The organism is Paenibacillus sp. J22R3, from assembly GCF_056269305.1.
In genome coordinates this window covers 76,156-100,376 of sequence record NZ_JBWDNS010000006.1, presented here as the reverse complement: position 1 = coordinate 100,376, position 24,221 = coordinate 76,156, and the positions used below count along the sequence as shown (strand labels likewise).

Sequence of the window (24,221 nt, the reverse complement as noted above, 5' to 3'; positions counted from 1 at the left end):
ATACAGGCAGAGGAGGCTACTAAATTGAACGGTTCGATGATTAATGCGATGGTGTCCATGAATGGGCTGCAGCAGAAGCTGGACTTGCTCGCCGACAATATTGCCAATGTGAATACAGTCGGCTATAAGCGCAAGACCGGCACATTCGAAGATTTGCTGACTACGCTTAAGAAGCAGCCGGAAGTGTTTGATCAACCGGGACGTCTGACTCCGCTTGGTTTCAACCAAGGCTGGGGTTCGCGTCTGACGATGATTCAGCCGGACTTCTCCCAAGGACCGATTCAACAGACGGACCAGCCTCTTGATGTAGCAATCGAAGGCAATGCTTTGTTCGAGGTAACGGTTAACGCCGAAGGTGATCTTGGTTATACACGCGGCGGCTCATTCCAGACCACGTTTACGCGAGATGGCGTCAATATCCTGACAACCAAAGAAGGATACCCGATATCGTCTGTAGACGGCGATCCGATTGAGATACCTGCAGAGATGAAGGAAGTCAGAATGGATCCGAACGGAAGCATCGTCGGTACGCTGCCATCCGGTGAGATTGTGCAGATGGGGCAGTTGAAGCTGGTACAAGTGGACAAGCCTTCCCTCTTGTCGCAGGTTGCGGATAACTTATTCGCCATTGCAGATGGATTTCAGGTAAGTGATGTCATGCATGACGTTACGGCAAGCGCCGAGTCTAAGATCGCGATAAAACAAGGTTTTCTGGAGCAATCTAATGTCGTCTTGTCCGACGAGATGACCGAATTGATTAGCGTGCAAAGAGCTTATTCGCTCAGCTCAAGGGCTTTATCTTCCAGCGATACGATGCTGGGCCTTGCAAACAATTTGCGCGCCTAGGAAATGAGTGAATGCGTATGGATGCAAAGAAAGAAACAGCGGCGGGTTTAGATGGAGTTTCTCAATTGGAACGTACCAGTCTGATGAATCCTGCGCCTGCGGGCGAGAGGCAGCGTCAGAACGGTGCGATGCAATCTGAGCGTGATATGGAAGCCGTTAAAGGCAAATCATCAGCGCGTAAGAAACGCAATCCGGCACTTCGGGCTTTATTATGGACGCTTCGCAAGAGCATCGTTCCCATTCTGTGCATCGCAGCCGTACTCGGCGGCATGTACATGGGGTATTCGATCATAGGCAAGCGGCCGGGAGTCGAAGTGTTTGATATTGCCACATGGAAGCACATGTATGACCTAGTGTTCGCTGATTAATAGGAAGCCTGCTCATTCGAGCAGGCTTTTTGATTTCCGTTTCTAATCCAAGCCGCATAAATAAGCACCTCCTCGAATATCATCGGACTACCGTAGTAGTTGCGATGTGTATCGAGGAGGTGCTATTGGTTTACATCTTATTTGACGATGACACGGATACTGATGGATTTACCGTCAAAGGTGGCTCTCACCATCGTGCTTCCTTTGCCGACTGCCGTAATGACGCCGGCTTCGACAGTGGCTACTTTATTGTTGCCAACCGTCCATGCCGCACTCTTCGTTACATCCGTGATACGGCCTACATCGTATTCAGCCGTAACCTTAACCGTTTCTTTGCCTTCTGCAGCAAGTGTAAGGGATTTGGCCGACGAGGTCAGCTTCTTCACTTTAGCCACGACCGTAATGGACACCTCGATTGATTTGCCTTGATACGTGCCTGTCAGCTTACCTGTACCCTCTGTTAATGCTTTCACAGTGCTTCCTTTAATAGAAGCAAGTGTTTCTGGGTTCATGGTCCAGTTCATCTTGGAGCTCAGGGAAACCGATTTACCGCTCTTATAAATACCTGTTACTTTAAGGCTCTTGGTACGGGAGATGTTCAGGGAAAGGCTGCTTGCATCCACGAACAGCTTCGTAATTTCCTCTTCAATCGTGACACGAATTGTAGTTGATTTGCCAAGATACGAAGCAGTAAGGGTAACGCTCGAGGCTTGCAGGCCTCTCATATTCGGAGCCTTCACGAGCAAGTTGGCTGAGGAGCTCTTCCAAGTAACAAGGCTCGTCACATCTTCTTCTTCGCCGTTCTCATACATGAGCGTAATAATCGGCAGCTTCACTTCTTTGCCTATGACAACGGAAGCGTTCGATTGATCAGGCGTCAGCATAAGCGGCTTCTCGTGCACGACTACAGTAACAGTAACCGTCTTGGATTGAATGGTACCTGTAAGAACGGCTGTACCGACCTTCTTCGCCGTCCACTTGCCATCTACTTTGTCCACGATGTCCTTGTCGCTGCTCGTCCAAGCAACAAGGTTGGTTACGTCGATCGTTTCTTCGGCTATCGATTCGGCTGAAACCTTAGGCAGTGTAATGCTTTCGTTTACGAATGCGTCAACGGTTTCAGTAGCAGCTTTGAGGCTGCTGACTGTCGGATAAACCGTAACCGAAACCACCTGGGACAGACCCAAGTAAGTCGCTTTAATAACGGTTGTACCAACGCCTTTAGGGGTAACAACGCCGTCTTTAACGGTTGCTACAAACAAGTTGGAGGAGGACCAGGCTGCTTTGCTTGTCACGACCTCAGGTGTTCCCGTCCCTTTCATCACCGTTACGCTGAACGATACCGGACTATCCTGCATACTCAGATGCTGATCTTCCTTGGGGTTCAAGCGCATAGCTTCATAAGCAGGACGGACTACGACAGTAATGCTGCTCGATACGCCTAGATGCGTAGCCGTGATCGTAGTCGATCCGCTTCCTACAGGTGTAACGATACCTTTGGATACAGTGGCAACGGCTGCATTGCCGGAATTCCATTGCGCGGTATCCGTAACGGTTGCGGAATCGCCATCTTCCGTAGTGACTACGGCTGTTAGTGATTGGGTGCTGTCGCCAACATAGAATTCCAGCAAGTCGTCAGGTGAAAGGGTGAGCTTATCATAAGGAGAGGTTACGATTAGCTTAACCGTATCGCTTCTTCCTTTATATTTGGCTGTGATGGTTGTTTCGCCGGCATTAATCAGCTTAATGTCGCCATCGTCTACTGTGGCAACATTGGGGTTTGAACTCGTCCATGTTGCGGAGTCGGTAACGTTCTCGTTCGCGCTGCCGCTCTTGATAGCCGTTAGGGTATAGGCGATCGTATCGCCCAGATGTACATCTTCAGTGGTACCTACATTTGTCCCGTCCTCCATGATCGTTACGCTGTCGTAGCGATAATTAACGGTTATAGGCAGCGTGATTTTGTAGCCTTTATACGTTGCGCTTACCGTTGCAGTGCCCTTCGCTAAACCTGTAACAACACCGGCGGACACTTTCAGAATGGCTGCATTGGAGGAGCTCCAAGTAGCATCTGTAGTAACGCTCTTAACAGAAGTTGCACCTTGTATAGTGGCATTCACTTCAAGTGAAATGGAGTCATCATCGATATAAAGCACGGCGGGTGACGGAGCGTTCTCGAAGGCAATTCCCGTTACGACTTCTTCGGCGTAAGCGAGTCCTGCAAAGGAAGAGAAGCTCAGGACAATGGCAAGCATCATTGTAAGCCAGGTGCGTTGCCACAGGGGTGCTGCGTGTTTGTTCGTGCGCATGATTGTCTAAAACCTCCAAAGACTATAAATTTCCTATCCATTATAATTAACGGCTTTGGAGGAGGGAAATTGAAGGTGTCAGATAGGTATTGCCAAATTTAGTTCGCAGGTCATGGGAATTTCCCGTTCCAAGAAACGGCAAGAATGGTGGGTTGCAGCTGGTCTTATGCATAGTTCGGACAGTTTTATTTTTTCCAGCGGAGAGGTATAATGGGTTAGAAACTTTGAAGCATCTTTTCCGCCATAAAGGTAAGGGGGCGTAAACGTTTGAATCTTCCTAATTTGCTCACGATGCTTCGTTTTGCTTTAATCCCCGTTTACGTTGCCGTATTTGCTTCGGACGCTACGAATCATATGAAATGGGCTTTTCTGATTGTCGTCATCGCGGGACTTACCGATATCTTGGACGGTTATCTGGCGCGGAAATACGGGCAGGTGACTTCGGTAGGGGCGATGCTTGATCCGCTTGCGGATAAGATGATGATGATTACCGTCATTGTGTCGCTGCTCATTACCGAACATATTCCGTGGAGCGCGGGGGCGGCTATATTTATCCGGGATGCGGGGATGATTATCGGATCGGCATTTTTTCATTTTCGGGGGAAGAAGACGGTTCCTGCCAATTGGATGGGGAAACTGACCACCATCCTGTATTACTTAGCCATCTTGTTTATCTTCTTTGAAATGCCTTTTGCCAGAACCTATTTATGGGGTGTCATTGCGTTTTCATTTATAACTTCGTTTATTTACATTTTTCTCTTCGTTGGATTGAACAAGGACGAAGAGGAGCAGGGCAGTGCGGCGCAGAGCACAGGAGAACAGACAGATACTAAAGCTCCGCCCATGTAATGGTAAAAAGGAGATTGAACTCGCCTTGGCCGCGATGAACGGCTGCTGCGTTCAATCCCCCTTATCTTAACCTCACGACTGCAGTTTCGTGATGGATGGCCTTATTTTGGCACAATAGCCTGTAATTTATTACAACAACCTTGAAGGGAGCTTACATCATGTTAGATATTAGACAAATCCAAGAAATTATTCCGCATCGCCCGCCGTTTCTGCTCGTTGACCGCATTATTGAGCTGGAGGAAGGCAAACGAGCCGTCGGCATCAAGAATGTGACGATGAATGAACCGTTCTTTACGGGACATTTTCCGCAATACCCGGTTATGCCGGGCGTACTTATTGTGGAGGCGCTGGCGCAGGTCGGCTGTGTCGCTATTCTTAAAGTAGAGGCAAACCGCGGCAAAATCGGTTTCTTCGCAGGCATCGATAACTGTCGTTTCCGTGGTCAAGTGGTTCCCGGCGACACCCTTACATTAGAAGTGGAAATCACCAGAATGAAGGGCATGATCGGTAAAGGACAAGCTGTTGCCAAAGTCGGCGATAAAGTCGTAGCTGAAGGTGAGATTATGTTTGCACTGAAGGATCCTGAATAAACCCGAATAGGGCTTATACGGACAGGACCTGCAGCTTGCTACATATATATTAAACCGTAATTACTGCGGATGGAGAGAGGATGCTGAAGATGAACCAATCTACTGTAGAACGATACGAGGCTTGGCTGAGCGATCCGATGATTGATGCTGCTACGAAACAAGAGCTTGCCGCGCTAAGAGGCAACGAGAAGGAAATTGAAGATCGTTTCTACCGGGAGCTTGAGTTCGGAACAGGCGGACTGCGCGGCGTTATGGGTGCAGGAACAAACCGATTGAACAGCTACACGGTCGGTAAAGCTACACAAGGGCTGGCGAACTGGGTACTTTCCAAGAGCAGCAACCCTTCTGTCGTCATTGCATTCGATTCCCGCAACAACTCTCCTGAGTTTGCGCTTGATGCTGCACTTGTCTTGGCTGCCAATGGTGTGAAGGCTCATGTATTCCAAGCACTTCGTCCAACCCCTCAGCTTTCCTATGCTGTTCGTGCGCTTGGCGCCACTAGCGGTATTGTGATTACAGCAAGCCACAATCCACCTGAATATAACGGCTACAAGGCTTATGGTTCCGATGGCTGCCAGCTTGTTCCGGGAGATGCAGCTGAGGTTATCGGCGCGATCCAGCAAGTAACGGGATTCGATCAAGTCCGCCGCATGAGCCGTGAAGAAGCGGAAGCAGCAGGCTTATTGCACTGGCTGGGCGACGCAGAAGACCAAGATTATATTAACACTGTCGCTGCAGAGAGCTTGAACAGCAAGCTGCTGGTGGACGGGCTCGGCGAGGCGCTGACGGTTGTATATACACCGCTTCATGGTGCCGGCAACATGCCTGTACGCGAGGTGCTTAAGCAAGCGGGCCTTACGAATGTTCATATCGTTCCCGAGCAAGAACAGCCTGACGGCTACTTCAGCACGGTGAAATCACCGAATCCGGAAGAGCGTGAGGCATTCAATCTCGCGATCAAGCTCGGACAAGAAGTAGGCGCGGACATTATTATCGGAACAGATCCGGATTGCGATCGGATGGGCGCGGTTGTTCGTAATAATGAAGGCGAATTTGTCGTGCTGACGGGTAACCAGTCCGGCGCGATTATGGTCAATTATTTGCTTGGCACACGTAAGGAACGCGGCGAACTGCCTGCTAACGGCGTCGTAGTGAAGACGATTGTGACGAGTGAAATGGGTGCTGATATTGCTGCTTCCTACGGAGCGGAAGTCGTCAATACATTGACCGGCTTCAAATATATCGGCGAGAAAATGACGCAATATGAGACAAGCGGAGAGCATACTTTCCTATTCGGTTATGAGGAAAGCTACGGTTACTTGGCAGGCACTTATGCGCGTGATAAAGATGCGGTCATCGCTTCCATGCTAATTTGTGAAGCAGCTGCTTATTATAAGAGCAAAGGCAAAACGCTGTACGATGTACTTATTGAATTGTATGCGCAGTACGGCAACTATTTGGAGCATCTGGAATCCCGTACGCTTAAGGGCGTTGACGGCGTTGCCCAAATCGGAGCGATCATGGAAGATTGGCGCAGCAATCCGCCTGCTGAAATCGGCGGCGTAGCGGTTGATCAAATGCTCGATTATTTGCCGGGACTGGGCGGCTTGCCTCCTGAGAACGTGCTGAAATTTTTACTTGCTGACGGCTCATGGTTCTGCCTTCGTCCATCAGGTACGGAGCCGAAGATTAAGGTGTATTTCGCAGTACGCGGCAGCTCGCAAGACGAAGCGAAGGCAGCGATTCAGCGCCTGACTCAAGCTGTGATGAAGCGCGTGGACAATTAGATCGGAATTGGGATCGGAGCTTCCGTACGTGAATTTGCTGCGGAAACACAGACAGATAATCGTAGCGATAATTCCTACGGAGAATGTTAAGGAGTGGAAGATGTGCAAACTGGTTGGCAGCAATGGAATCGTAAAGCGACGTTTGTCCTTTGTGTATTAACGATATTAGGGTTGATTGCAGCATTGCCTATCGGCGCTACGCGCTGGAAGATGGAGGAAACCTCCGATAAGGTTCAGATGGTGTTCGATTACCGCGATTTGGTCCAAATCGCAGCTTACCAATCCCATCCGAAGCAGTTCGTGAAGGATGAGCTTGTGAAGATGCATTCGGCAGGCATTACGGCGATGGCGGTATTCGAGTCTTCGCTGCAGGAGCTAAGCTGGGCCGGCCGTTTGTCGCTCTATAATTCATCAAGCGCAAGCGAGCTGCAAGGCAAAACGTCTCCGGCAGATGAGAATTATACGTATGTGCTGTTCTCGAGTGCGAAGGATGAAGATGCACTTCGTCCGGTATTGGAATCGACTTATAAGCAATGGGGCATTACGACTTCCTCATGGAGCTACGAAGGCCACGGCGGCTTGATTCTGGAAACGCCGCTTGAGAATGCAATCTTGAAGCCGATGGTACCGGATCCGATTGCGCTTGGAGAGATTCATGAGGCAGGCTTTACGATTGTGCCGCGGTTGTCCGATCGTGTGCCGTTTGATGCCGCTTCGGTAGATGCGATGCTTGGCGGTTTTGAACAAATGGGTGTGTCGCGCATTCTGTTTGAAGGCGATGCTGTCAAAGGCTTCGCGGATAATGCCGAGCTGAAGAGCTTGAACCAATTCGCAGAGCTGCTGAATAAGCATGGAATTGGCATCGCGACAATCGAGAATTCTAAGCCTCAGAAGGGCATGAGCACGCTCGGATATTTGACTCATTATAATGTAGCAAGACTCTATTCGCTTTCGGATAATGATGCGGCTTCCATGAAGCCGGAAGAGATCGCTGATCGCTTCCAGCTTGCCGCCAAAGACCGCAGCATTCGCATGTTCTATCTGAACGGTGCGCCTTCGAGCAATCCGGTCAAATCGATGATTACCGATCCGCTTCAGAATTTGTATAATGCGATGCAAGACAAGAACGGTGTATTAGCCAAAATGGACAAGCTTGGCTTTGCGATAGACAGCCCGCAGCCGTTCGAGTACGAATCGCCATCATGGCATAAGCCGCTTAAAGGCGTAGTCGTGCTTGGCGCCATTGCCTTCATTACATTGCTGATCAGCGCATTCCTCCCAGGCGTGGCGATTCCGGTGTTTGTGCTTGGCCTAATCGGCAGCGCTGGCTTGTATGTGCTGTCGAAGTCCATTCTCGAACAAGGACTTGCGCTTGGCGCGGCAATCAGCGCGCCAACGCTAGCCATGATCTGGGCGATCCGCCGCGTGCGGGCGCATACGGTTGGGAACCGCAGACCGATTGGCGGTGCAGCAGATGCTACTGCGACTCGTGTTGCGGGCGGAAGCGACCAACAAGTACGCTGGTTCTTCCCGGGCATTAGTGCAGGACGCCGGTTCTTGATGGCGATTACGATCTTCGCGACGACTTCGGTTATCTCGATGAGCGGAATTCCGTTTATCGTCGGTCTCTTGAACAATATTACGTACAAGCTTGTACTGGAGCAGTTCCGCGGCGTAAGCCTGCTGCATTTGGCTCCAATTGCGCTTGTTGCGCTGTACTTGCTTCTTTATACCGGTGAATCCGTGATCGGCAATCTGCGAAAGCTGCTCAAGATGCAAATTACCGTTCTCTGGGTCGGCGTAGCCGGCGTGCTTGGTGTTATGGCCCTCTACTATCTGTCACGTACGGGTAATGCAGGAGAAGCGTCATCTCTAGAGCTGACCTTCCGGAATGTGTTGGAGTCGACGTTCGGCGTTCGTCCGCGGACGAAGGAATTCCTGCTCTCGCATCCGCTCTTCTTCTTCGGGATCTTCGTTGCGCTTCGCTATCGTGCAGCGTGGGTATTATTTATAGTAGGATCGATTGGTCAGTTGTCTATGGTGGACACATTTGCGCATATTCATACACCGCTTCCGATTTCCATTATCCGTGATTTGCTTGGTCTTGTACTGGGCGCGTTGATTGGACTTGTGATGATCGGCGTGTGGCAGATCGGGGAAGGAGTTTGGAAACGATGGGCACCACGAATCGCACAACTGAAACAGGGCAGCAAGTCCGGCGTATAGTCATATCCGGCTATTATGGTTTCCGCAACAGCGGGGACGAAGCGGTGCTGAAATCGATTTTGTTCGCGCTGGACGAAGAAGGTGCGAAGCAGGGGCTTCGCATCGTGCCGATCGTGTTGTCCGGCGATCCCGCCGGAACGACTTCGATGTATGGCGTGGAAGCTGTGCATCGGATGCGCCTCGGGGAGATCGTTCGCGCCATTCGCGGCAGCGACGGTCTGATCAGCGGCGGCGGCAGCCTGCTGCAGGATGCAACAGGTGCCAAGACGATTCCTTATTATACGGGGATCCTCAAGCTGGCTCAGCTGCTTGGGAAACCCACCTTCGCCTACGCGCAAGGGATTGGCCCCGTGAATCGACGGTGGATGGACCGGCTGATTCGCGGTGTCATGCGCCGCAGCGCGTATGTCTCCGTGCGGGACGCCGAATCCGCCGCTTTGCTTGGGCGGATGGGGGTACCGCGTGAGCGGATCGACGTTGTACCCGATCCGGTCATGGCCCTGCCGCTGCCGGCGGCGGCGCCGATTGCCGGCGGCGCGGGCGCAGTTGGCGCAGACGCGGCGGAGGCAGCGGCGGGGACTTCGCCGCTGCCGGTGGTCGGCGTGTCCTTGCGCCACTGGCGCAAGGACGGCGCCGACCTGGCGCGCGTCGCCGCCGCGCTTGGCGCGCTGGCCCGCAGCCGGGCGGTGCGGCTGCGGTTCCTGCCGTTCCACACCCCATCAGACGCGGAAGCGTCGCGATGGGTGATGGAACAGCTCGGCGATCTCGGCGCGAGTATTGCCGAGATTGCCGAAGTCGGCGACGACCCCCAGCTTATGCTGCTGGAGGTAAGCCGGTGTGACGCGCTGCTCGGCATGCGCCTGCATGCGCTGATCTATGCAGCGAATCAGTCCGTTCCGATGCTCGGCCTATCGTATGATCCGAAGATTGATCAGTTCCTGAACCGGATCAATCTGACCCCAATCGGCACGACCGAATCGCTTGATCCGCAAGCTTTCGTAACGGCGATCAGCAAGCTGCTCGACGATCCGCAAGGATGGCGCGCTGCCCATCACGACGCTATTCTGCAATTAAAAGAAGAAGCGCGTGTGCCAGCGAAACAAATTGCAACCATTTTACGTTAATCAATATATGGATGCTCCCTCTCCCCAGCAAACAAGAAAGCTACTAATATGTAGATATATGGCCGAAAAATGTAGCGAATACGCTGTGCGAGAAAGAAAATGTCGCAATATCTCGACCAAGCAGGCGATTTAAAGGAGAATTCCGTGAAAATTGCTTGAAAATGAGAGTGGAGTTTCTTTTTCAAACAGCGTATAATTCAATCCGGCGATAGCTATGAAAGGGAGATGGAAATGAGTCAGGTCGTACTCTACTCAATCGGATTTATCATTTCATTATGTCTTGCACTTGCACTTACCCCGTTTGTCATTAAATTTGCTAACAAAATCGGGGCAATTGACAAGCCAAATCATCGTAAAGTACACACACGAATCATGCCGCGGCTTGGCGGTCTGGGTATATATGCTGCTTTTGTCGTTGCTTATTTTGCCATTAAACCTTTCATTCCGGAAGGCTTACTGCGCAGCTACGACACGAACTTGATTAATGCGCTGCTTGTTGGCGGCACGATCATTGTCATCATCGGCGCACTGGACGACCGTTTTGAATTGTCTGCTAAAGTAAAACTGCTGGGCCAATTGATTGCGGCATGCGTTGTCGTACTCGGCTTCGGCGTTAAGATTGACTTGGTCAACATTCCGTTCGGCGAAGCGATGCAGCCGATTGGGGCGTGGATCAGTATCCCGCTTACGATCATCTGGATTGTCGGCGTAACGAATGCGATTAACCTTATTGACGGACTGGATGGCCTGGCAGCAGGCGTGTCCGGTATTGCGATCACTAGCATTCTCGTAATGGCCGCGTTCATGGGTTCGGCACCGGTTATCCTGCTATGCGCCTTGCTGCTTGGCGGCGTTATCGGATTCTTGGTCTACAATTTCCACCCGGCTAAGATCTTCATGGGTGACACCGGCTCGTTGTTCCTGGGTTTCGCCCTTGCAACATTATCGATGATGGGCTTTAAGCAGGTTACGATGGTTTCCTTCATCACTCCGCTTCTCATCATTGGTGTGCCATTATCGGATACGTTCTTCGCTATCGTACGTCGCTGGGTGAACAAGAAACCGATCTTCGCGCCAGACAAAGGTCATCTGCATCATTGTCTACGTGAGCTTGGCTTCAGCCACCGTCGCACGGTATTGATTATTTACGGAATCGCATCGGTCTTCGGGATATGCGCAGTTCTGCAATCCACGATCGTGCAATCGGATGCCGCAAACTGGATTACCTTTGGCGTCATTCTCATACTCGTATTCATTCTTCAAATCGGTGCGGAGCTTATCGGTATCGTGGATAAATCCCGCCGTCCGCTGATTAATTTCTTGCAGCGGTTAGTAATGGGTACGGAGCAATCGCGTTCGAAATAATTAACAATAAGTTAAATAAAAACTTCGTTCCTTACCGGGAGCGGAGTTTTTTGTTTTGTATGGGGTTTTACGCGTTAGAATTCTGGTTCTCGTCTAAACTTTTGGAAGCTTAGCGCCGATAAAAAGGATACATCAAACTATGTGTATGGGATTGAAGTGGAGGAGGCTCACCGTGATCAGAAAATTAGTTACGTTGTTTATTATGTTGGCCTTAGTAATTCAATTAGTGCCTGCGAATCGCATTGAGACTGCTCATGCCGCGACAGGCAATTTTACGTTCCCAAGTGAAAGCGACCAAATTGGTTCCCCGAGAATCACGACGGAAGAGCGTATTACTCTTCAAGGGACACTGAATAACGTGGACCCGACATCGATCTCTTATGATGTTATTCAAATCATTGATCCGACTGACGAGAACAAAACAGGAAGCAAGCGCGAGAACCTAACCAGTAACATTTCGGTGAACGGGTTTAGCTTGCAGGTGTTCAATATCCAACTGTTTCCCGGACTCAACAAAATTACGTTTAAAGGCACCCAAGGTGGAGGCGAAGTAGCGAACTCCATTTATGTTGAATATCGGAACGGACCGATGTTATATGATCTGACGGCAAGCCTAGACGGTAATAACTTTCCGGTCTTGGAGAACGCAACAACCGTGGTACAATCCACGACCTCCCGCGGACGCAACAGCGCGGATATCAGTATTACAGGTAAAGCGCCTAATGCACAGCAAGTGACAATCATTGTGAACGGAAGCAGTAAGACCTATTCGGTCAACAGTGCCAACAATGATTCCTTTGCGGCTGCACCGATCACCCTGCAGAAGGGGAAGAACCAAGTTACCATTCGCATTAAGAACGGCACGCAGGTTATTGAAACTACCCGTGACATTGCCTTCTACAATGGAAGCGTCACTTTCTATGATGTCAACATCAATGAGGTAAATCCTGCTGCGCCTACTACCTTCCTGCAATCGGCTGCACTGGAGTATAGCCCTAACTTTGTTATTACGAATACGAATAGCTTGAAGTTAACGGGTAAAGTCATTGTACCAAACAGTGTGTACCCAGAATTGTATGGAACGCCGCCGGTAATGACCGATCGGCCCCATCCGGATCCATTAGCACCGCTTGCTTCATTGAAGGCAGAGTACAAGAAAGCAGTAGATGCGATTTACACGGCTTTGCCGATCGCTCCTGCCAATATTGTTCCGGTTGGAACTCCCCAAATCACAGATAAGTTTTTTGTATTCCAATATACGCTTGATTTAGTTGCGCCGGTCGGCGGTTTTGCATTCGATACGCTCTATAATGTGAAGCTCACCGCGCGTAATGAAGAGAATGCACACTTGAACATAACACCGACAGAGCAAAGTACAGACAGCTTGTTCTTCTCTTTGCGCGACAAGAGCAAGCCGTTTGTCAGTCAAATTAACTATTTGGCCGGCTATAAGCCGACTAACTACCAAGGCATTGTAGGAACACCTCTCGAGGGGAAGAACATCTATGGTTTGCCGGTAGGTGTCGAAGTGCTGATTGGCAATCCAAGCGGGACTAATAATGTAGTAGTAACCAGAGTATCGGATTTGTATGGGCATAATTCGATTCCGGTGCTCAAGCCTGCGCCGGCAGCGGGCCAAACCCTTAATTCCAATGAGTATGCGATTCGAGAAGAGTCGCTGGTCACGCGGACAGTGAACGGCTCTCCGCAGGTCTTCCAACGCGTAATACTCGAATTTCACAGAATGCCATTCGAAGGCACTCAGACGATTACGGTACAGGTTGGCGGCGCAACAGGGGATTCGAAGTCCTCGAAATTTACGTTGCTATACGGACCTTATGCAAACTTCAACATGATATTCGATGGCATGACGGTTAGCGATGATTCCACTTCGGCGGATCGCGTTACGGATATCATCAAGACTAAATTAGGTAAATTCCGCGGCTCCCTGCAAAATATTAATAATACGTCTGAAATTAGGTACGATAACAGTGTGGGACCGAGAACGGTGTACTTCTACATTAATAATGTATCGTTCCCGCTGAAACCGGTCGGCACCGATGTGACGCAATTTGAACTTGATCCGTCCGTATTGACTCCTGCAACACCGGATATTTATACCAAAGCGCTTGACGCCATGTTTAATGGGGAAAATGTACTTAAGTTCGTTTTCCAAAGCTCAAAGAGTTATTATGAGAAAGTTGTTAAAGTGAATAAGGTACCGACGAACTTGCCGGTCATTCCTGCTCAGACGACAGGCGTCTTCCCATTCACGTACGAGGATGCAATTCCTAACCCGAAACCGATCCTGAATGATCCGAATTTTACGAAGACCGGCTCGATTTATAATACGACGCAGCCGTTCATGAATGTTTTTGGTACATTCGACTTCATTGATTTGGGCGAGAATGCCGTAACGGTCGGCAATAAAATGACGACGCTAATGGCTCCGGAAACAACAGGACACATTCCGGCCAGTGATTACATTCTTAGAATTACCAGTACATCGCTTGCTGCTCCTCTTACATGGAAGCTTAGTGATCCGTTCCAGATTGTAAACGGCGATACTCCGGTCGGTATTTATCCGGCAAACGGTAACATTAACGGAGACCTTGTTGTCCGTTACGACCTGAAGACACAATCGTTCCAGTTCCTGCTGAGGAAGCAAGAGTTGAATGCGGATGGAAGCTCAAGCGTGTTTCTGTTCAATGTATATAACAGTGGTCTTACCGGACCGAAGGCAACTTACCGCTTAGAAGTAGATCCAAGCGTGCTGCCATACAAGATTCTTCGTCCATACCTGCCGGCAGAAGGCATCGTGAATAAGAACTTCGTCGAAGTCATTATCAATGCCAAAGGTGCAGACAAAGTTACAATTAATAAACAGGTCGCAGATAAATATGCTTATGATGCGGATAACACTCCGGCTAACGGCATTGAATACCCGCACGCCTTTAAAGCGACGGTTTCCGGACTCAAGCCGGGCGTCAATAAAATTAACTTTTCAATCGAAAGTGCTTCAGATAGCGTAAATAACTTTTTTGAAATTACGTATCAGCCAACGAACATTCCCGGTGCTCAATTTCTAGATGAGATGAAGAGCTCCAATAAAGTGTTCGATGGTGCGGTTTCACTGACTTTCCCGAAAGGCACTTCCCTGATTCGCCGCGACTATAACGTACCGGCTAATCTGAAGAACCAAGTATTTACCGGGCATAAACTGCTGTTTGCCATTGCAAACCCCGAGGATGGCGTTGTGGATCGTCGCGAGTATGATAATCCACCGGCAGATTTCGATTTGATCATGCAGAACTTCGGTACACGATTTAAAGTGTCGTTCCCAACGCGATTTGTGAAATCCAGCCCGGTTTATTGGATTGATGCAGGTTTAGCCGACGATACGACGACACCGAACTATGATCCGCTCAAGATGGGTGTGGATCCTTATCAATATCCGGGTGCTATCGGACCTGGCGATACGAAGATTCCAACTTATGATGAACGTCCGGATGACCGCGAGCTGGTTGCTTCCAAACGCGGAACACTCACACTTTCCTTCGATCCAAGCATTCGGAATACAGCGGGAACGATTGTTACGGTTTACCGTTATGATGTGAAGAACAAGTTCTGGGTGAATCTCGGCGGGGTCGTGGATACGAAGAAGAATACGATTACGGTTCCTTTCGATCAGTTCGGCTATTATGTTGTAGCCAAGATGGGGTATTCCTTCTCCGACGTTACAAACCATCCGTATGCGCGTAACTATATTGAAACGATTTATTCGAAAGGTGTCATGAATGCAGCTAACTTCGATGATTTTGGCGCAGATATGTACACAACTCGCGGTGAGTTCACCAGCATGATTGTCAAAGCGCTGAATATTCCGCTCAACTATGAGCTGAGCAAGCCTCACTTTGACGATGTGCCTCCAATTATCAATCAAGATGCACTTTGGGATTATAGTACGATTGAGACTGCAGCTCGTGAAGGTATCATTCGGGGTACACAGCCGCGTGCATTTGAACCAACAGCGAACCTATCACGCGGAGATGCAGCTGTATTCTTGGCAAGAGCACTTAACTTGAAGCTCGATACGGATGCTGATAAGATAGACAAGGCATTACAGAAAACCTTCAAGGATTACACGGAGATTGACTACTATGCCAAAGCTTCTGTGCTTGCGATTGCCAAGAAGGGATACATCAAGGGATCCCCGGTAGACCCGGCAGATCCGAAGAAAGGCTTTACGTTCGAACCGAAATCCAGCCTTCTTCGTTCCGATGCGGCTATCATTATCGGCAAGATGCTAGCTGATCTCAAGAAACTTCCTAAACTAAACTAAGCTGGAATGGTTGTGCTGCTCGGGAGATTTCCGGGCAGCTTTCATTTTGTTACAAGTACTTCAAACGATTGCTAGAGTTATCTTTACATGGGAAATGTTATCTATCGACGAATATAGGACATTCGGCTTATAATAAACAACGTGGTAGACAAGTTGTTCTAGTTCATGTGGCATATCGACAAATTCGATTAAATAGCGTTAGAGATGAAGTTTTAAAGAAATTTCAAAAAACTTTTCCTCACATCGCAACTTTTTCGAAACCTGTGCGTTTAATTACATGAACAAGGCAACAGGAAAGCTGATCAAGCGTAGCGGAGCACTTGGAACTAATTCTCAAATTGCTCTTTACGCTAGAAATAGGCCATTGTATAATGTTATAGTGGTGTTCAGACTCTACCAGATTTTTCTTGTCAACTTTTGTTTACAAGATTCTGCGACAGGTTCCTACAAGGAATACTTCCAGCAGACATTATTTATACGAAATCTGCTCAACTCGTGAAAGGGGGTGAATCGGCCAATGAGACAAACGAGCAATCTATATTCTAAACAAAACTCTAAAGAAACTAAGCATTATATAGGAGGAGACAAAAAGGTTATGAAAAAAAGTTTAACTCTACTCGTAGCAGCAGCTATGACTCTATCTACAGCATCGGTGGCATTTGCTGCTGACGGCGCAACTACAACTGAATTGTCCACACAAGCGAAATTCGACGCACTTAAAGCAGCAGGCGTATTCAGCGGTTTCCCAGACGGTACTGCTGGTCTTGACAAAGAAATGACTCGCGCTGAGTTCGCTAAAGTACTTACGAAGCTAAGCGAGCTTGCAGAAAACTCTGCAGCTAACGTTTACTCCGACGTAGCAAAAACTCACTGGGCAGCTGGATTTATCGGCGCTGCATCTGAAGCTGGCCTTCTTAACGGTCTTGGCGGCGGCAAATTCGGTCCATCCGGTAAAGTAACAATCGAGCAAATCGCTAAAGTAGCTGACTTGGTAGCAGGCGTTGAGCCTTCTGACAAAGCAGTAACTGGTAAAGTATCTGCTTGGGCTAAAGGTTTCGTAGCAGCAGCTATCGAAGCTGGCTTGCTTCCTGAGCTTCCTTCCTACCAAGTGAACGCAACTCGCGGTCAACTAGTAGACGTAGCTTACGATCTTGCACAACCAGAAGATGTAGCTGTTACAGCTGAAGCTAAAGTTGTTGGCGCTAAGAAATTTGAAGTGAAGTTCAACAAAGCTGTTGACGCTGCTAAAGTAACTTTCGCAGTGAAAAACTCCACTAGCGCAACAGTAAACGTTGCTACAACAACTTACTCCGACGACAAGAAAACAGCAACTCTTGAATTCGCAAGCAACCTGGTTGCTGGTGACTACACAGTTACAACTAAAGTTGGCGAAACTACTCTTACTTCGACTTTAAAAGTTGAAGCTTCGAAAGTTACGAAGATCGAGCTAGCTTCTGACAAAGCTGTTCTAGACCGTACTAATGCTAAAATCGTAACTACTACTGTAAAAATCTCCAACCAATACGGAGAAGATGTTACTTCCACTAACACTGGCGTAACAGTTACAACTGGTAAAGGTACTGCAACACTAGGTTCTAACGGCGTGTTGACTATCGACAACGATACTGCTAATGCCCCTGCAGCTGGTAAAACTAACGTAGCTTTCGCTAAAGACGAGAAAGTAGCAGTAAGCATTATCGATACAGCTACTAGCACATTCGTTTCTGGTGTACTGACTGTAGCTGATAAAGCACAAGTTGCAGAAATCGCTATTAGCAAAATCTACAATGCAGACAATGGCACACTAGCTGTTGGATCGACTGCAGGCGAGTACTACCTGGAGCTATCCGCTAAAGACCAATACGGTAACAAACTGGTTAACGCAGCAGATTTCGCTGCTGACACTTTGATCACTGTTTCCAACCCAGCTGTAATCAACGTAGGTGCAGTTTCCTACAATGCTAATGTTGACGGCGGAACTCTATTGCTTCAATTGGCAGGTACGCCTACTGCCGGTACTGCAAAAGTTTCCATCATCTCCAAAACAACTGGTAAAACTGCAATGTTCGACGTAGCAGTTAAAGATGCTGTTAAAGTAGACACAATTTCCTTGAGCGCGCCACAAGTTGCAGTAGCTGGTGCTGACATCGAAATTCCGTTCACAGCAGTTGACCAATTTGGTGTAGCTGTTACTTCCGCAAGCTCCATCAATGCAACAGGCGCACTTCTTTCCAAAGTTTCGAGCGCAGGTACTCTTACATTCGTTCAAGACTATGTTAAGAAAACAGCTAAACTTGTACTAAGTGGTGTAACAACTAAAGGTACAGTTACAGTTACTGTTATCACAGGTACTGGTAAAGTAGTTCCACTTACAATCAGTGTTGTTGATGCAGCTGTACCATATGCAATCTCTGCAACTGCAGATCTTGCAACGCAACTGACTAAAACAGCTGTTGTAGATTTCGATACAGACAATGTTGTTGTTAAAGACCAATACGGTCGTGACATCACTCCAACATGGGGTGCTGGTAACTACACATTGGCAGTAACAAGCTCCGACACTGGTAAAGTAACTTATGCAAACGGCCAATTGACTGCAGTTGCTAAGGGTTCGTCGACAATCACAGTTAAACTGTTGAACAACGGCGTAGAAGTTGGTACTAGTGCATACACATTCAACGTTAAAGTAGTAGAAAAAGGCGACATCGCTTCTTATGAAGTTGCTGACGTAGCTACTTTGCTTGATGCATCTGCTGCACATGATCGTCAAGTTACTGTAAACGGCGTTCTTGCGGACGGTTCGAAAGTTGCTGTTCCTAACTCCTTCTTCACAGTAGATACAATTACTGCTGGTCTTTCCACTACTACACCAACTTCAAACAAACTTCACGCTGCATTTGCAGCAGGTTCGTTTGCTAACGGAGATGTAACAGGTACTTTCGTAGTAACTGTAACTGGTGGTGCTGGTGAAGTTATCACTAAAACAGTAAAAGTTTCCAACGCTGCTTCTGCGGCTGACAAACTTGAGCTGAAAACTGGTGGCGCTGGTACTAAAGAGAGCGACACTGTAGTATCTGCTGCTAAAGCAGCTATTGATACTGTTGCAGAAGTTCAAACTTTGGCTGCTGCATCTGTAAAAACAACTGACCAATACGGCGTAGAAATTACAACTGCATTCTCGAAAGTTTACATCACTAACGTAGCTAACGGCCACGTAATTGATGCAGCTCAAGCTAACTCCACTGTAGTTGCTGGCGACACTTTCAATGTTGTTGCTATCACAGCTAACGGTAAAACAATTACTTTCCAAGTAGTTGTAAAAGCTTAGTAACAAGTTTCTCCAAAGACAGGACCGAGCAATCGGTCCTGTTTTTCTTTTATACTGAAACTTTTCAATCATATATTCGTCTATATGTTTAGAATCTAAAATAAGGATGATGAACAGATGCGATTAATCAAACATGCAGGTATTTCGATACTTGTTGCTTCTACTGTATTACTTCCTATCTCGAATGTAATTAAACCTGTAACTGCTTCTGCTGCCTCAAGCCAAGTTGCATCGAATAAAATTAAAGCCTTTTCTTTGGGTGGGGGAAGTACTGCACAAGTAACAGACTTACAGTTCATGTATGGTGCCAATGAGAAGGTGGTTCACTTTACTTTAAGCGTATATAACGGTTCCAATAAGGAAATGGATTTCTCTGATTACTGGGTTGAATTATGGACAAAGAGCGGAATCAAGTACTCCATAAAATTAGATGAGCAAGATGCTAAGAAGAATAAAGTGGTCTCTAAGACTACAACGGATTATCATTTCTCAGCAAAAGTTAACCCAACGTTAAATTTATCGAATCTTTCTTTCAAGCTTGTGAAATGGGATTTCAGTACACCTAGCTACACGAGAACAGTAGGGCAAGTTTCTGTTCCAGCCGCTTATAATCCAGTGATTCCAGCTGGTACGGGTAAGGTTGTGAAGATAAACAATCTAAAAATGAGCAGTATTCTGGCTCGTAGTCAATTTGCCTTAATTGACGGGAAACTTGAAGGATCGCTATCATATCGTGTAACCAACTATAGCGATAAAACAATTCCATTGAATACGCTGAACTTCTACATAAAACGATCTGGCGGTACTTTAAGCAAATTAAATGCAGAAATGTCCGATGATCAACAGTTGGCACCAGGAGGATCAAAAGAAATTCAGCTATATGGGAGCTTGCCTATAACTAAACTTGATCCCAACATGCAACTAATTGTCACTGGAGCGAATGAAGAGACTAAGGTGGAAGTGCCTGTTGCTTTATATGCGATGAAACCGCAAAGTTTAGATAAAGCGTACGTAAAACCTAAGGCAGTGGGTAAACTTTGGGTCGACAATACTGTAATCGACACTAAGATTAGAGAAGCCTATTACAACCAAGACGGAGACACTCAACTATTATCGATGTACCTCAATTTTAATAACAGCGGTAAATCATCGGTAACTCTGCCGTCCTATAGCTATTTTATTATGACCCAAGATGGAGCACTTTATCCTGCAAAGCAATCACAGACTTCTACAATTGTTGAACTTTCGCCTAATCTTGCTAAAGAACAATACGTACAATTCAATCTTCCTGCAAAAGCTAAAACGGATCACTTGAAACTCATTATTCGCAAAACAAGCGAAGCAAACAAAAAAGGCTTTGTTGTGGGTTTATATGAAGTTCCTGCAAAGAGCACGAATGAAAATGCAAATCAAAGTACTGTACAGTACAACACCCAGGAAGGATTATATGAGTTCTCAGTATTACGTGGAGAGCGTTTGCCTTGGGGAGAGCAAGATGTGATCAATGCAATAATTTCAGTGCGTAATCCAGTTGCAACTACAAAGTCTGTACCTAATATTAAAGCTTCTATTGATATTAACGGGTTTACTTTGGACGATAAGGATGTACAGCTTATACGTACAGATAATTCTGTCGCTGTAGCGGGCTTAGGGAGTACAGAGTTTATTGTGACTACGAAAGTTCCTTACACATTTGCTTCGAATAATATTACGATTTCATTATCTGAAGTTGGTGGCCAAGATGGGACTGCTACAACGCCTATCGGCAGTTTCCAGTTAAATTCTAACAAAATGGCACTTCCGACAGTAAAAGCTGCCGACAGCTTAACAATCAAAGGAATTGGCCGTAAAGCTAACTTGAAATTAACTCAAATCAAAACCTATACGAATACAGATGCCAAGACAAAACTGCTTTATGCAGAGTTCGATTACAGAAGTTTAGAACAACGTTTCGCTAATTTAGCCAATTTACAAGCTTACTTTAAGACCAAGGATGGAAACTTTGTACAAGCTAGCTTCCTGAATATTAAAGATAAGGTAACGCCGAATAAAACTAGCCTTGTTATGGCATATGCAAACTTACCGATGGATTATGATCTAACGGGTGCGGAGCTGTGGATTGGTCAAGGAATCTCTCAAGGGAAATTCACCCTTCCGGATAGTACATCTGATGGCTATGTTAATGCAGTGAAATACGAAATGCCACAGGAAAATAATAATGTGTTAACGACTTTTGATAATATGGTCGTAAATCCTTATAAAATGTCTATGAGTAAATTGTCGTTTTCGTTAGCAGATTCATACGAGTTAAACATTGATTTTACTTATACCCTGTCGAAAATATTCGAATATGAAAAAGTAGCAGGATTGCATAAAATTGTTGTCGAAATAGTAGATAATGATAATAAGTTTGAACAGGTTCTTGAATTAGAGAATGGCAATGACGCATTGAAACTCGGTACCGATCTCACTAAAACGATCTCATTCAAAGATCAAAAACTATGGGGAGCAATCTACCGACCGTTCATCATTAATGTCTATGATCAATTCGAAGGACATAAGAAATTACTTGCTTCGCAAAAGGTAAACACTGCCTTAACGAATGCATGGTAAACAGTTGGGAAGGGATTTTAATTGAATCGTAAGTCAAAATGGGCCTTATTAGTTTTTTTAGCCGGAGTTGGATTGATTGGGGTAAATATTGTCTCCAATCAAGTAAATGGTGACAGCACTAGCGATACCCCTGGCTCCGTCAACGACCCCGTCGTAACGAAAAGCTACATCGATAAACAAGTAGCTGAGCTTGTGAAGGCGGAGTTGGCTAAGCAAAACGGCGGTATGGACGACAAGAAGCTGCAGGAGATGTTCGATGCGTTCCGCGAAGAAATGGCACAGAGCGGAGGTTCATCTAAAGTAGAAGTCGTCACGGTTCCTGTCGGGAAGCGGCTTGTTGCCAAGGATGGTACGGAATTTATCGTTCGGGCAGGGAAAGCGATGGCCTACAGTTCAGACGCTAACGGGATATCTGATCTAACGGATGGTAAGGACATTACGAATGGTAAAGCTGTGCCTAATAATCATTTCATTCTGTTCCCACGCGGTGGTCGTGGCGTGACGGCGCAAGTCGGACAGAAGACCGGATTAACGGTACTTGTTCGTGGTGCTTATGAGATGCAAGTGCAGCAATAGTTATTTTTACCCGATCTGACAAGAAGTTAGCCGCTTCGAAGTGAGCATTCCGGAACAAGCTATAAGCATCCCATCAGGAGGTGCTTATCATGTCGAGAAGTAATCGCAAAGTTGTTCCGGAATGTGCACAGGCGCTCAATCAGATGAAGTATGAAATTGCAGCCGAGCTTGGACTAATGTCAGGTGGATCTGCAGCCGGTTCTGGTGATACGGAATTCGCAACAGAGCTTGGCGGAACAGGCAGTTCAGGCGGTCATGTCAATTGGTCACAGCTTGCGACAAGAGACGCGGGTTCTGTAGGCGGGAATATGACAAGGCTGCTCGTCCAACGTGCAGAGCAGGTCCTCAAAGGTCTATCGTAGTTAGACGGCTATTGCCATTGACACAAAGCGACAGTTTCGGTATCATACTGTTTTAGAGAGTATTCATGAGACCTTTTCCGGATTACACATCGGAAAAGGTTCATTTTTTGAAATCGAAACGTTGGGCATTATATAGAACCCATTATCGGGTATTCATTTTCTTATAGAGTCCCAGCATTTTGTGCATGTTATTCATCATACTTAGAATTTTGAAAGCTGTAGGAGGTTGAGATTAGATGTCACTTAAAGGACGTCATTTGTTCACATCGGAATCCGTTACTGAAGGCCATCCCGATAAGATATGTGATCAAATTTCAGATGCGGTATTGGATGCTTTTCTTGAGGTTGACCCGTACGCGCGCGTAGCGTGCGAAGTTTCGGTAGCAACCGGTTTGGTGCTTGTTATCGGCGAAATCAGCAGTAAAGCGGATTATGTCGATATTCCTGCAATCGTTCGCCGTACTATTAAGGATATCGGCTACACGCGTGCGAAATTCGGCTTCGATTACAGCACTTGTGCGGTTCTTACATCGCTTAATGAGCAATCCGCTGACATCGCGCAAGGCGTTAACGCTGCGCTTGAGACGCGTGAAGGCGTAGAGAACGTTCATCAAGAGAACCCGGATATCGGTGCAGGCGACCAAGGCTTGATGTTTGGTTTTGCATCGAACGAAACACCTGAACTTATGCCGCTTCCAATCGCGCTTGCTCACCGCATTTCTCGTCAATTGGCGGAAGTACGTAAGAACGGTACGCTGGATTACCTCCGTCCGGATGGTAAGACGCAAGTAACGATCGAATACGTAGACGGCAAGCCGGTACGTGTAGATGCGATTGTTGTTTCGACACAACATGCGGAAGAAGTGACTTTGGAGCAAATCCAAGCTGATATCCGTAAGCATGTTATCGCTCCTGTCGTTCCTGCAGAATTGGTCGACGAAGAAACGAAATACTTTATCAACCCAACAGGCCGTTTCGTAATTGGCGGTCCTCAAGGTGATGCTGGTCTTACAGGTCGTAAAATCATCGTGGACACGTACGGCGGTTACGCTCGTCACGGCGGCGGTGCTTTCTCCGGTAAGGATCCTACAAAAGTTGACCGTTCCGCAGCTTATGCAGCGCGTTATGTAGCGAAGAACATCGTTGCGGCAGGCCTTGCAGACAAATGCGAAATTCAGCTTGCTTACGCAATCGGCGTAGCAAACCCGGTTTCGATCAATGTTGACACGTATGGCACAGGTAAAGTCGATGAGGAAGTTCTTGTTGAAGTCATCAAGAACAACTTCGATCTTCGTCCTGCAGGCATTATCAAGATGCTTGACCTTCGTCGTCCAATCTACGGTAAAACAGCAGCTTATGGCCACTTCGGTCGTACAGACATCGATGCACCGTGGGAACGCGTTGACAAAGCAGATTTGCTGAAAGCAGACGCTCTGCGCTAGTATTTGACTCCATAATCGAACCGCTCCCCACAAGGAGCGGTTTTTTTTGTGCAACGCTTAACTTTATCTTCATTTCAGACCTCTCCGAGCCGAA

At 47.4% G+C, this 24,221-nt stretch carries 15 protein-coding genes; 14 read left to right on the top strand and 1 reads right to left on the bottom strand.

Features of this window, described 5'->3' with window-relative positions; all coding sequences use genetic code 11:
- Window positions 1-24 precede the first annotated feature (24 nt).
- Complete coding sequence (locus tag AC0YN4_RS24020) at window positions 25-846, top strand: flagellar hook-basal body protein (RefSeq protein ID WP_475783006.1); 822 nt, start codon at window positions 25-27, stop codon at window positions 844-846.
- 11 nt (window positions 847-857) lie between these two features.
- Entirely contained in the window at window positions 858-1,214 is a 357-nt protein-coding gene (locus AC0YN4_RS24015) for a DNA-directed RNA polymerase subunit beta (protein WP_475783005.1), read from the top strand.
- Between the two features lie 137 nt (window positions 1,215-1,351).
- Here the strand turns inward: AC0YN4_RS24015 and AC0YN4_RS24010 are convergent, their stop codons facing one another.
- Window positions 1,352-3,523 (bottom strand): Ig-like domain-containing protein, encoded by a 2,172-nt coding sequence (locus tag AC0YN4_RS24010; protein WP_475836976.1) that lies wholly within the window; start codon window positions 3,521-3,523, stop codon window positions 1,352-1,354.
- Between the two features lie 267 nt (window positions 3,524-3,790).
- Here AC0YN4_RS24010 and AC0YN4_RS24005 point away from each other — a divergent pair, with 267 nt between their 5' ends.
- The 12 genes from AC0YN4_RS24005 to metK all read left to right on the top strand — a co-directional run bounded on the left by AC0YN4_RS24005 (window position 3,791) and on the right by metK (window position 24,127).
- Window positions 3,791-4,372 carry a CDP-alcohol phosphatidyltransferase family protein gene (locus tag AC0YN4_RS24005; RefSeq protein WP_475836975.1) on the top strand — a complete coding sequence of 194 codons (582 nt, stop codon included), beginning with the start codon at window positions 3,791-3,793 and terminating at the stop codon, window positions 4,370-4,372.
- 158 nt (window positions 4,373-4,530) lie between these two features.
- Window positions 4,531-4,962: a 3-hydroxyacyl-ACP dehydratase FabZ gene (gene fabZ, locus AC0YN4_RS24000; protein WP_090982305.1), complete on the top strand. Its 432-nt coding sequence runs from the start codon at window positions 4,531-4,533 to the stop codon at window positions 4,960-4,962.
- An 80-nt stretch (window positions 4,963-5,042) separates the two neighbouring features.
- Window positions 5,043-6,749, top strand: a complete 1,707-nt coding sequence (locus AC0YN4_RS23995) for a phospho-sugar mutase (protein WP_475783002.1) — start codon at window positions 5,043-5,045, stop codon at window positions 6,747-6,749.
- A 102-nt stretch (window positions 6,750-6,851) separates the two neighbouring features.
- A complete protein-coding gene (locus AC0YN4_RS23990; RefSeq protein ID WP_475836974.1) occupies window positions 6,852-8,975 on the top strand; it encodes a DUF5693 family protein in 2,124 nt (707 codons plus the stop codon).
- On the top strand, window positions 8,924-10,099 hold the full coding sequence (gene csaB / locus AC0YN4_RS23985) for a polysaccharide pyruvyl transferase CsaB (protein ID WP_475836973.1): 1,176 nt from the start codon (window positions 8,924-8,926) through the stop codon (window positions 10,097-10,099). Before AC0YN4_RS23990 ends, csaB begins: the two co-directional genes overlap by 52 nt.
- 231 nt (window positions 10,100-10,330) lie before the next feature.
- Window positions 10,331-11,464, top strand: coding sequence for a glycosyltransferase family 4 protein (locus AC0YN4_RS23980; RefSeq protein ID WP_475782999.1), 1,134 nt, complete (start codon window positions 10,331-10,333; stop codon window positions 11,462-11,464).
- Between the two features lie 172 nt (window positions 11,465-11,636).
- On the top strand, window positions 11,637-15,806 hold the full coding sequence (locus tag AC0YN4_RS23975; RefSeq protein WP_475836972.1) for an S-layer homology domain-containing protein: 4,170 nt from the start codon (window positions 11,637-11,639) through the stop codon (window positions 15,804-15,806).
- Window positions 15,807-16,323: 517 nt separating this feature from the next.
- On the top strand, window positions 16,324-19,134 hold the full coding sequence (locus AC0YN4_RS23970; RefSeq protein WP_475836971.1) for an S-layer homology domain-containing protein: 2,811 nt from the start codon (window positions 16,324-16,326) through the stop codon (window positions 19,132-19,134).
- 117 nt (window positions 19,135-19,251) lie between these two features.
- Window positions 19,252-21,747 carry a hypothetical protein gene (locus AC0YN4_RS23965; RefSeq protein ID WP_475836970.1) on the top strand — a complete coding sequence of 832 codons (2,496 nt, stop codon included), beginning with the start codon at window positions 19,252-19,254 and terminating at the stop codon, window positions 21,745-21,747.
- A gap of 72 nt (window positions 21,748-21,819) precedes the next feature.
- Entirely contained in the window at window positions 21,820-22,323 is a 504-nt protein-coding gene (locus tag AC0YN4_RS23960) for a hypothetical protein (protein ID WP_475836969.1), read from the top strand.
- Window positions 22,324-22,412: 89 nt separating this feature from the next.
- Window positions 22,413-22,685, top strand: coding sequence for a small, acid-soluble spore protein, alpha/beta type (locus AC0YN4_RS23955; RefSeq protein ID WP_475836968.1), 273 nt, complete (start codon window positions 22,413-22,415; stop codon window positions 22,683-22,685).
- Window positions 22,686-22,921: 236 nt separating this feature from the next.
- Window positions 22,922-24,127 carry a methionine adenosyltransferase gene (metK, locus tag AC0YN4_RS23950; protein WP_475782994.1) on the top strand — a complete coding sequence of 402 codons (1,206 nt, stop codon included), beginning with the start codon at window positions 22,922-22,924 and terminating at the stop codon, window positions 24,125-24,127.
- Window positions 24,128-24,221: the final 94 nt, after the last annotated feature.

What these genes read in the sequence shown, in the direction of transcription:
- AC0YN4_RS24015 (WP_475783005.1), top strand. Translation starts at nt 858, where the DNA reads ATGCGTATGGATGCAAAGAAAGAAACAGCGGCGGGTTTAGATGGAGTT.
- AC0YN4_RS24010 (WP_475836976.1), bottom strand. Translation starts at nt 3,523, where the DNA reads ATGCGCACGAACAAACACGCAGCACCCCTGTGGCAACGCACCTGGCTT.
- fabZ (WP_090982305.1), top strand. Translation starts at nt 4,531, where the DNA reads ATGTTAGATATTAGACAAATCCAAGAAATTATTCCGCATCGCCCGCCG.
- AC0YN4_RS23995 (WP_475783002.1), top strand. Translation starts at nt 5,043, where the DNA reads ATGCTGAAGATGAACCAATCTACTGTAGAACGATACGAGGCTTGGCTG.
- csaB (WP_475836973.1), top strand. Translation starts at nt 8,924, where the DNA reads ATGGGCACCACGAATCGCACAACTGAAACAGGGCAGCAAGTCCGGCGT.
- AC0YN4_RS23980 (WP_475782999.1), top strand. Translation starts at nt 10,331, where the DNA reads ATGAGTCAGGTCGTACTCTACTCAATCGGATTTATCATTTCATTATGT.
- AC0YN4_RS23970 (WP_475836971.1), top strand. Translation starts at nt 16,324, where the DNA reads ATGAGACAAACGAGCAATCTATATTCTAAACAAAACTCTAAAGAAACT.
- AC0YN4_RS23965 (WP_475836970.1), top strand. Translation starts at nt 19,252, where the DNA reads ATGCGATTAATCAAACATGCAGGTATTTCGATACTTGTTGCTTCTACT.
- AC0YN4_RS23955 (WP_475836968.1), top strand. Translation starts at nt 22,413, where the DNA reads ATGTCGAGAAGTAATCGCAAAGTTGTTCCGGAATGTGCACAGGCGCTC.
- metK (WP_475782994.1), top strand. Translation starts at nt 22,922, where the DNA reads ATGTCACTTAAAGGACGTCATTTGTTCACATCGGAATCCGTTACTGAA.